The 9,236-nt window shown below is 68.4% G+C and carries 5 protein-coding genes and 1 pseudogene; all 6 read left to right on the forward strand.

Annotation, left to right across the window (positions count from 1 at the left end; genetic code table 11):
• Positions 1 to 141: 141 nt before the first annotated feature.
• Positions 142 to 1,944: a flavin-containing monooxygenase gene (locus tag WH07_RS33345; RefSeq protein WP_046508463.1), complete on the forward strand. Its 1,803-nt coding sequence runs from the start codon at positions 142 to 144 to the stop codon at positions 1,942 to 1,944.
• 46 nt (positions 1,945 to 1,990) lie between these two features.
• Positions 1,991 to 3,601 carry an SMP-30/gluconolactonase/LRE family protein gene (locus WH07_RS33350; RefSeq protein ID WP_046508467.1) on the forward strand — a complete coding sequence of 537 codons (1,611 nt, stop codon included), beginning with the start codon at positions 1,991 to 1,993 and terminating at the stop codon, positions 3,599 to 3,601.
• A gap of 290 nt (positions 3,602 to 3,891) precedes the next feature.
• Positions 3,892 to 6,612 carry a glycosyl hydrolase family 95 catalytic domain-containing protein gene (locus tag WH07_RS33355; RefSeq protein ID WP_198533941.1) on the forward strand — a complete coding sequence of 907 codons (2,721 nt, stop codon included), beginning with the start codon at positions 3,892 to 3,894 and terminating at the stop codon, positions 6,610 to 6,612.
• A gap of 312 nt (positions 6,613 to 6,924) precedes the next feature.
• The gene (locus WH07_RS33360) at positions 6,925 to 7,395 is read left to right on the forward strand and encodes a hypothetical protein (RefSeq protein WP_052744644.1); all 471 of its coding nucleotides are present in this window, start codon (positions 6,925 to 6,927) and stop codon (positions 7,393 to 7,395) included.
• The gene (pstC, locus tag WH07_RS33365; RefSeq protein ID WP_046508465.1) at positions 7,392 to 8,411 is read left to right on the forward strand and encodes a phosphate ABC transporter permease subunit PstC; all 1,020 of its coding nucleotides are present in this window, start codon (positions 7,392 to 7,394) and stop codon (positions 8,409 to 8,411) included. The genes WH07_RS33360 and pstC overlap by 4 nt, the downstream gene beginning before the upstream one ends.
• A 1-nt stretch (position 8,412) precedes the next feature.
• A pseudogene (locus tag WH07_RS33370) lies at positions 8,413 to 9,236 on the forward strand (hypothetical protein); the annotation flags it as partial.

Here is a 9,236-nt window from a genome sequence, read left to right on the forward strand (position 1 = left end):
CCCCACCTCCGTAACCCCACCCCCGGACATGTGACCTTCCTCATGTCAGCCTGCCGTCAGGCAACTGGCCGGGGGGTGTCAGGCCGTTCCGGTTGCATGAGCACAGCCTCTGTCCCGCTCCGCGACCGCTGAGAGGAACGCATGTCCACCCCCCACGCCTCAACCCCCGAGGACCTCGGGTTCGATCCGGACGCCCTGCGCGCCCGGTACCGGGCCGAGCGCGACCGCCGTATCCGCCCCGAGGGCAGTGAGCAGTACCAGCGCACCACCGGCGCGTTCGGCTACTACGTCGACGACCCCTACACGACGGCGGAGTTCAGCCGTGAGCCGCTGGACGACCGGGTCGACGCCGTGATCATCGGCGGCGGCTTCGGCGGTCTGATCGCCGGCGCGCGGCTGCGCCAGGCGGGTGTGCGGCGGATCCGGGTGATCGAGAAGGCCGGGGACTTCGGCGGAACCTGGTACTGGAACCGGTATCCGGGCGTCCAGTGCGACATCGAGTCGTACATCTATATGCCCCTGCTCGAAGAGGTCGGTTACATACCCCGCTGGAAGTACGCGCCGGGCGAGGAGATCCGGCAGCACGCGCAGGCGATCGGGCGGAAGTTCGAGCTGTACGACGACGCCTGCTTCCGGACCGAGGTGACGCGGCTCCACTGGGACGAGACCGACCACGAGTGGATCGTCCACACCGACCGCGGCGACCGGATGGCGGCACGGTACGTGGTGGTCTCCAGCGGGCCGTTCAGCCGGCCGAAGCTCCCGGGCATTCCGGGCATCGAGAACTTCCGCGGCCACACCTTCCACACCAGCCGCTGGGACTACGGCTACACCGGCGGCGACGCGGACGGCAATCTGCACAAGCTCGCCGACAAGCGCGTCGCCGTCATCGGTACCGGCGCGACCGCCATCCAGTGCGTACCGCCTCTGGGACGGGACGCGCAGCATCTGTACGTCTTCCAGCGCACGCCCTCCTCGGTCGACGTACGCGCCAACCGCCCCACGGATCCGGAGTGGGCCGCCTCGGTCACGCCCGGCTGGCAGCGCCGCCGCCGGGACAACTTCCTCGCTCATGTGGCCGGCGGCGGAGCCGAGGAGGACCTGGTCGCGGACGGCTGGACGACAAGCGCCCGGCTGCTCCAGACCTTCGTACCGGGAGGAGGCGGCTCCGATGTCCCGCCCGAGGAGCTGGGACGGCTGGCCGAACTGGCCGACTTCACCAAGATGAACGAGATACGCGCCCGCGTGGACGCGGTCGTCGAGGACCGGGCGACGGCCGAGGCGCTCAAGCCCTGGTACCGCTACATGTGCAAGCGGCCCACCTTCAGCGACACCTATCTGCCCACGTTCAACCGCCCCAATGTGACGCTCGTCGACACGGCCGGGCAGGGTGTCGAGCGCATCACCGAGAAGGCCGTGGTGGTGGGCGGTGTCCCGTACGAGGTCGACTGCGTGATCTTCGCGACCGGCTTCGACGTCGGTGTCCCGCCGGCCGAGCGGGCCGGACTCGATGTCCGGGGCCGGGACGGGATCACGCTGGCCGAGGCCTGGAAGGACGGTCCGAAGACCCTGCACGGCTTCTACAGCCATGGGTTCCCCAACCTCTTCCACCTCGGCACCCTGCAGAACGCGGTCTCCGTCAACTTCGTGCACGTTCTCGACGAGCAGGCGCTCCATGTCGCCGAAGTCGTGGCCGAGGCGAGCAAACGGCAGGCACGCCATGTCGAGCCGACGGCCGAGGCGGAGGCGGCGTGGGTGGCGACGATCCGGGCGAAGGCGCCGAACACGGAGCGGTTCCTCGCCGAGTGCACGCCCGGCTACTACAACAACGAGGGCAGGCCGTCCGGGCAGAGCCAGTCGTACGGGGGCGGTCCGATCGAGTTCCACGAACTGATCGCGCGCTGGCGGACGGACGGGGACATGAGCGAGGTGATTGCCGAATGACCGGCCGAACGACGGTCTGTTCAGCGGCGGGCGCCGGGGCGGGCGTATGGGCGGGCGCCGAGAGGGGCGAGGCGGCGTGACGCGACCCAGCCGGTACGACGAGACCGGCCGGTGGCAGGCCACAAGCAGGCGCTGGGACACGGCCAGGCTCAACCCGCCCAACCCGCTGTGGGGTTCGAACGGTGTGACGTTCGGCCCCGACGGGCGGCTGTACGTCGCGCAGTTCATCGCCGGGCAGATCAGCGCGGTGGACCCCGTCTCGGGGGATGTCGACGTGGTGGTGGCGCTGGACAGCCCGGTCCAGGCGCCGGACGATCTGGCCTTCGGGGCTGACGGTTCGATGTACATCGCCGACCTGACGCCCGGCAGGGTGTGGCGCCGGAGCCCCACGGGCGCGTACACCCTGGTCTCCGACGCGGTACGGGTCCCCAACGGCATCACCTGCGTCGGCGACCGCCTCTTCGTCAACGAGATGCGCGGCAACGGCCGGCTGATGGAGCTGTTCCCGGACGGCGGCGAGCCGGTGGTGCTGACCGACGGCCTGGCCTGGGGCAACGCGATGCAGCTCGGCCCGGACGGCTTTCTGTACTACCCGCACATGATGGCTAACGAGGTCTGGCGGATCTCCCCGGACGGCGGGATACCCGAACTGGTGGCGCGGGATGTGGACGATCCGGTGGCGGTACGGTTCGACCTCGGCGGCGTCCTGGTGGTGCTGTCACGGGGGCCGGCCGGGATCGTGACCCGTATCGATCTCGCCACCGGAGCGCGGACGGTCGTCACGACGGGCGTCGCGGGCCTGGACAACGCGGCGTTCGACGCGGAGAACCGGATGTACGTCTCCAGCTACGCCAGCGGCGGGGTCACGGAGATGCACGCCGACGGGCGGACGCGGGAGATCGTCCGGCGCGGGTTCGACGGGCCCTTCGGGGTGACGGTCGATCTCGGCGGCACGGTGTACGCGGCGGACCACTTCAGCCTGGCGAGCCCGGACCGCTCGGGCGCGGTGACCACCCATGAACTGCTGCACTTCGTCCACGGCGTCACCGCGGACGGCCAGGTCCTGCACCTCACCACGCAGATCGGCGAGGTGCGTACGCACGATCCCGTGGCGAAGACCTCGCGGGTACGGGCCACCGGCCTGACCGGCCCCACCGGCATCGCGGTCGCCCCGGACGGCTCGCTGGTGGTCGCTGAGACGGGCGCGGGCCGGATCGTACGGATCGACTCGGCCGACACCTTGAGCGTCCTCGCGGAGGGGCTCGACCACCCGGTGGACGTGGCGTTCGACGACGAGGGCCGCTGCTATGCCAGCGACGACCACGCGGGGGCGGTCTTCCGGCTGGACGACGGAGCCCCGGTGACGGTGGCGGACGGTCTCGGCGCACCCCAGGGTCTGGCCGTCCTGGGCGACGAACTGTTCACGGTGGAGGTGGCACACCGCCGCCTGCGGACCATCTCCCTGGCCACGGGCGAAACCCGGGTGGACGCCGAGAACCTGGCGGTGGGCCTGCCGCCCGGCATCATCCGCACCACCCCGCCCCCGCCTCCCGGAATCCCGGCGCCGCCACGCCAGTTCGCGGGCCTGGCCGTAACCCCGGAAGGCGGCCTCGTCCTCTCCGCCAACGGCGAGGGCACCGTACTGCGCCTCTCCTGACCCGCTCCCACCGCGAACCCCAGCCCCCGAAGCTCTGCCGGAACCCATCCGGCAGAGCTTCTCTGTTGATGGTTCGGCGGTGACCCGGCGATGGTCCGATCAATGTGTGTGCTCGGGCATGGATTAGTTGTGTCGAGAGGCTTGACGGTTGGAAACCTCCGATGTTCACTGCGTGTTGCGAACATGTCACCTTGTTGCTTCATCGATCAACGCGCCATCGCGTACGTCGCGCATCCGAACTTCCCCTCCGCCTTCCGGCGCCGCCTCGCCACTCGTGGGAGTGACACACGATGAGACCCAACCGACTAGTCGTCTTCGTCCTCGCCGCCGTCTGTCTGCTGGCCGGTCTCGCCGGTGGGCCGGCGGTGGCTTCCACCACCGATGCCGCGTTCAGCAACGCGACCGGTGCGCTGAATGTGGACTACGGCAGCTATCTGTCCAAGCACGACATCGTCTACAACCGGCCCAACGCCAATCCCGACTACGGGCTGACCGTCGGGAACGGGAAGATCGGGGCCATGGCGTGGCAGAACAACGGTCTGTCCATGCAGGTGTCCGGAGTCGACACCTCGCAGCAGACCGCGTTCGGCGCCGGGCTGGTGAATCTGGCCACAACGCCCGCGATGGACAGTGGGTACACCACATACCAGCAGCGCCTCTCGCTGTACGACGGGACGCTCACCACCAAGTACGACAACAACAGGACCGTCACCGTCATGGGGTCGCCCAACTCCGAGGTGATGGGCATCCATGTGGAGGACACCCGGAGCGGGGTGTCGAACATCTCGCTGGATCTGAGCCTGTGGGATGTGGCCGGGCTCGGGAACAGCGGTGACGTGCCCAACCTGGACACCTGGAAGACCGTGTCCACCTACGCGGACTCCACGGGCGCCGGGCTGAGCCGGGGCCAGGCCGACCCGCAGAACTTCGGGTACACCCTCGCGGCGACCGTGGAGGGCGCGGCGTACAACGCACAGGTCGTCGACGGGCGCAAGGTACGGCTGACGATCACGCCGTCCAACAGCTACACGATCTGGTTCACCGCCAGCAGCCGGCTGAACGCCCCGAACAACAATTCGGTCACCCAGGCCAAGAACGCCCTGAACTCGGTGAAGAACACCGGATACACGAACACCCTCAACAACTACCGCAACTGGTGGCACGCGTTCTGGGAGAAGTCGTTCGTGCAGTACTCCAACGGGTCCCGTGAAGCGGACTACATGGAGAACGTGTACTACCTCAGCACCTATATGATCGCCGCCGGCGGTTACGGAAACTATCCCTTCCACTTCATCAACGGCACGTTCCGGGCCACCGGGGACAATACGAAGTGGAGCAACTCGTACTGGTTCTGGAACCAACGGGACGTCTACAACTCGTTCCTGGCCTCCAACCACGCCGATCTCTTCCAGGGATTCAACCGCCTGTACAGCCGGAACTTCAACGCGCTCAAGGCGTACACCCAGACCAGATACAACGTCGACGGCCTCTGGGTGCCGGAGACCATGGGCTGGGACGGCAATGCCCGGGGCACGGTCAACAGCGACTACACCAAGAACATCTGGTCGACCGGCGCCGAAGCCGCGTACAACATGTACCTTCAGGCCAAGTACACGAACGACAACAACTACCTGCGGAACACGGCCTATCCGTTCCTGCGTGAGGTCGCCAAGTTCTACGCCGCGAAACTGTCGTACAACAGCGGCACCGGCCAGTACTACGTGGCCACGTCCAATTCGCACGAGACCTACTGGAACGTGCCGAACGCGATCACGGACCTGGCCGCCGTACGCACCGTGTTCCCGCTGGCCATCCAGGTCGGCGCGGAGCTGGGGCTCGACGCCGACCTCCGGCCGCAGTGGCAGCGGATCGTGGACAATCTGATCGCGTACCCGGCGGACTCCAATGTGTATCTGCCGCACACCCCGCCGATTTCCCAGACCCGCAACAACGAGAATGTCGCGGCCGAGATCATCTGGCCCTACGACCGCACCGGAATCGGCTACCCCGACCAGCAGAAGGCCATCAACACCTGGAACGCCCGGCCGTTCCCGTACGGCAATGTCTGGGCCAACGACGCGGTCCAGGCGGCCCGCCTCGGGCTCGGCGACCAGACGTTCCAGGGCATGAAGACCATGCTCCGCCAGTACCAGAACTATCCGAACGGCCTGACCTCCAACACCAACGGTGTCTTCGAGTATCTCGGTGTGCACCTCTCGGCTATGAACGAGTCGCTGCTCCAGTCGTACAACGACAAGATCCGGGTCTTCCCGGCCGTGCCCGGTGATTCCAGCTTCGTCGGCAAATTCAGCCTGATGGCCAAGGGCGGATTCCTGGTCAGCTCGGAGCGCGAGGCCGGCGAGATCAAATACGTCGGGCTGAAGAGCCAGTACGGCAACAGCACCCGCGTCGTGAATCCCTGGGGCACTCAGGAGGTCCGCGTCCGCCGCGTCTCCGACAACGCGACCGTCCTCACCACCAGCGCCGCCGAATTCGCGCTGAGCACCTCGGCCAACACGGTGTACGTCGTCGAGCGCACCGCCAAGCCGCTCAGCTCGTACACCTCCACCCGGCTCACCGGGACGGCCAACCAGGACGCCAAGTCCCTGGCCGGCACCAACTCCACGCTCGGGCTCGGCACGACGCCCAACCCGATGGTGAACAACACCTCGGTGACGTACGACAGCAACTGGCACCTCACCACCGGGCGGGGCTACGGCGACTACAACGACGACACCCACCACAGCACCACGGTGGGCGCGACGGCGCAGTACACCTTCACCGGCACCGGGATCCAGTACCTCTCCGAACGCAACGGGGACATGGGCACGGTGGACGTCTATCTGGACAACGCCTTCCAGGCGACGGTGGATCTGCGGGTCTCCGGCGCCCGGCAGGTCCAGCAGACCGTCTGGCAGAAGACGGGGCTCTCGCGAGGTCAGCACACCATCAGGGTCGTCAACCGGAGCACCTCGGTCGGCATGATCGACGCGTTCCGCATCACCCCGTAGTGATCAACGCGGGACCGTAAAGATCAGGACAGTCGGGGCCCGGCAGACCGTCAGCGGTTTGCCGGGCCTCAGGCGTTCCCTCAGCCGTACCCCCGCCCGTACGGTGGGCGGATGGCGGGTGGACGCCACCCCGCACCCCATGACCACGCCTCTTGTGCGGCCCCTGCACACCTCGTTCCCTTTTCAGATGTCCGGTGTTCACTCATCCGTGCCCGCCGCTCTTCCGCACTCCGTGAGGGTCAGGTCGGCCGATGATGGGAATCGGCCAATATCTGCCGGACGCCGGAGCGGCGCCGGGAGGGGGGCTGGGCCATGAATCACCCGCGCTTTCTGTTCGTACCGAGAACCGACGCCGAGACGGGCACCGTCTCGGTGGTGTGGCGCCTCCTCGGCGCGAACAACCGCGGTCTCGGCCAGGCCTGTGACAGCCAGCCCGGTCTGGCCGCGTGCCGCGCCGCCGTGGAGTCCCTGCGGGCCGGCCTGGCCAGGACCCGGCCGGTCATCACGGTCTCCGAGGCCAGCGGGCTGTGGATCTGGCGGCTCGACCTGGACGGACGGGCGATAGCGGTTTCCAGCCGCTCGTACCAGCGCCAGCGCGAGTGCCAGTACAGCCTGGGGAACTTTGTGAAGGCCGTCCCCGAAGCGCACCTCGCGGCGGGTCTGGTCCCCCTCTCGGCGAGGCGCCAGCCGCAGCCGCCCGGTGACCGGCCGCCGAGGGTACGGCCGGACTCCACGAAGCCGGACTCCCCGAAGGCACGCGCCGCCGGCGCGGGTGCACGATGACGATCACGGCACCCGTTCCCACGCCCGCCTCCGGGGCGCCCGACCAGCCGCGGCCGATCAAGCGCTCCGCCGGGCTGCCCGACCAGCTCTTCCGCGGCATCGCCCGGGGCAGCGGCGGTGTGGTGCTCGTCATCATGCTGCTGGTCGGCGTCTTCCTCGGCTACCGCGCCTGGGAAGCGCTGCGGGTCGCCAAGGGCTCGTTCATCACCACCTCGGCGTGGGAGCCCGACTCCCATCACTTCGGCATCGCCGCCGTCATCACCGGCACCGTGCTGATCGGGCTCGTCGCCATCTTCTTCGCGCTGCCGCTCGCCATGGGCACGGCGCTGTACATCACCGAGTACGCGCCCCGGCGCATACGCCGGACCATGGTCAGCCTGATCGACCTGATGGCCGCGGTGCCCAGCGTGGTGTACGGGCTCTGGGGGGCCTTCTACCTCCAGTTCCACATCGTCGGGCTCTCGCGGTGGATCTCCACCTACTTCTCCTGGATCCCGATCTTCAAGGTGAACGGCGTCGAGCCCAACGACCCGCTGGCCCCCGCGACCGTCTACACCTCCTCGACCTTCATCGCCGGGATCGTGGTGGCGCTCATGGTCACGCCGATCGCCTGCTCGGTGATGCGCGAGACCTTCTTCCAGGCGCCCGCCGGCGAGCGCGAGGGGGCGTACGCGCTGGGTGCGACCCGGTGGGGAGTGATCAAAACCGTCGTACTGCCCTTCGGGCGCGGCGGTGTCATCGGCGGCACGATGCTCGGCCTCGGCCGCGCACTGGGCGAGACGATCGCGGTCTACATGATCATCTCGCCGGCCTTTGTGATCCAGCCGCGGATCCTGGAGAACGGCACCAACTCGGTCTCCTCGCTGATCGCCCTGCGGTACGGCTCCGCCAGCAACTTCGGCATGTCCGCGCTGATGGCGGCCGGGCTCGCGCTGTTCCTGATGACGCTGGTCGTCAACTTCGTCGCCTCCTCGATCGTGGCCCGCAGCCGCTCCGGCGCCGGGACGGAGGCCTGAGATGACGACGCCGTACACGCACGCGCCGCAGACGCATCCCCCGCATCTGACGAAGCACGAAACGAATCGGACCACCCCTGTGCCCGAGCCCCTGGCCCCCCTCACCGTCCGCCCCGGACCACCGGAGGACACCGGCAGGCCCGAGGCCCGCCGGTCCACCTCCACCGTGCGCGCGGGCGATGTCCGCGCGCTGCTCGGCGCCCTGGCCGGGGCGCTCGGACTGACCGTGGTGCTGTTCACCCGGATCGCGCCGTTCGACGGGCCGCTCGGCTTCGTCGTGGTCGCCTATGCGTTCTTCGTGGGCCTGTACGCCGTCCTGGTCTCCTTCTCGGAGAACGCCATGGCCGTGCGGGACCGGGTCGCGGCGGTCATCACCCACAGCCTCGCCGTGCTGGTCGTCGGCGCGCTGGCCTTCGTCGTCATCTACACCCTGTGGCGCGGCCGGTCCGTGCTGCCGCATCTGAACTTCTTCACCGAGGACATGTCCGTCACCGGACCCGTCCAGCCGCTCACCAGCGGCGGCATGCTGCACGCCATCGCCGGGACGGTCGAGCACATGGCGATCGCCCTGGCCATCACCGTGCCGCTGGGGCTGGCCTGCGCGGTCTTCCTCAGCGAAGTCCCGGGCGCCTACGCCCGGTTCGTACGGACCATCGTCGAGGCGATGACGGCCCTGCCGTCGATCGTCGCCGGCCTGTTCATCTACGCCACCGTCATCCTGATCATCGGCCTGGACAAGTCCGGGCTCGCGGCGGCCCTGGCCCTGTCGGTGATGATGCTGCCGATCATCATCCGCGCCTCCGACGTGGTGATCCGGCTGGTGCC

Origin of the sequence: Streptomyces odonnellii (assembly GCF_000981895.1) — a bacterium.
GTDB classification, from domain to species: Bacteria; Actinomycetota; Actinomycetes; order Streptomycetales; family Streptomycetaceae; genus Streptomyces; species Streptomyces odonnellii.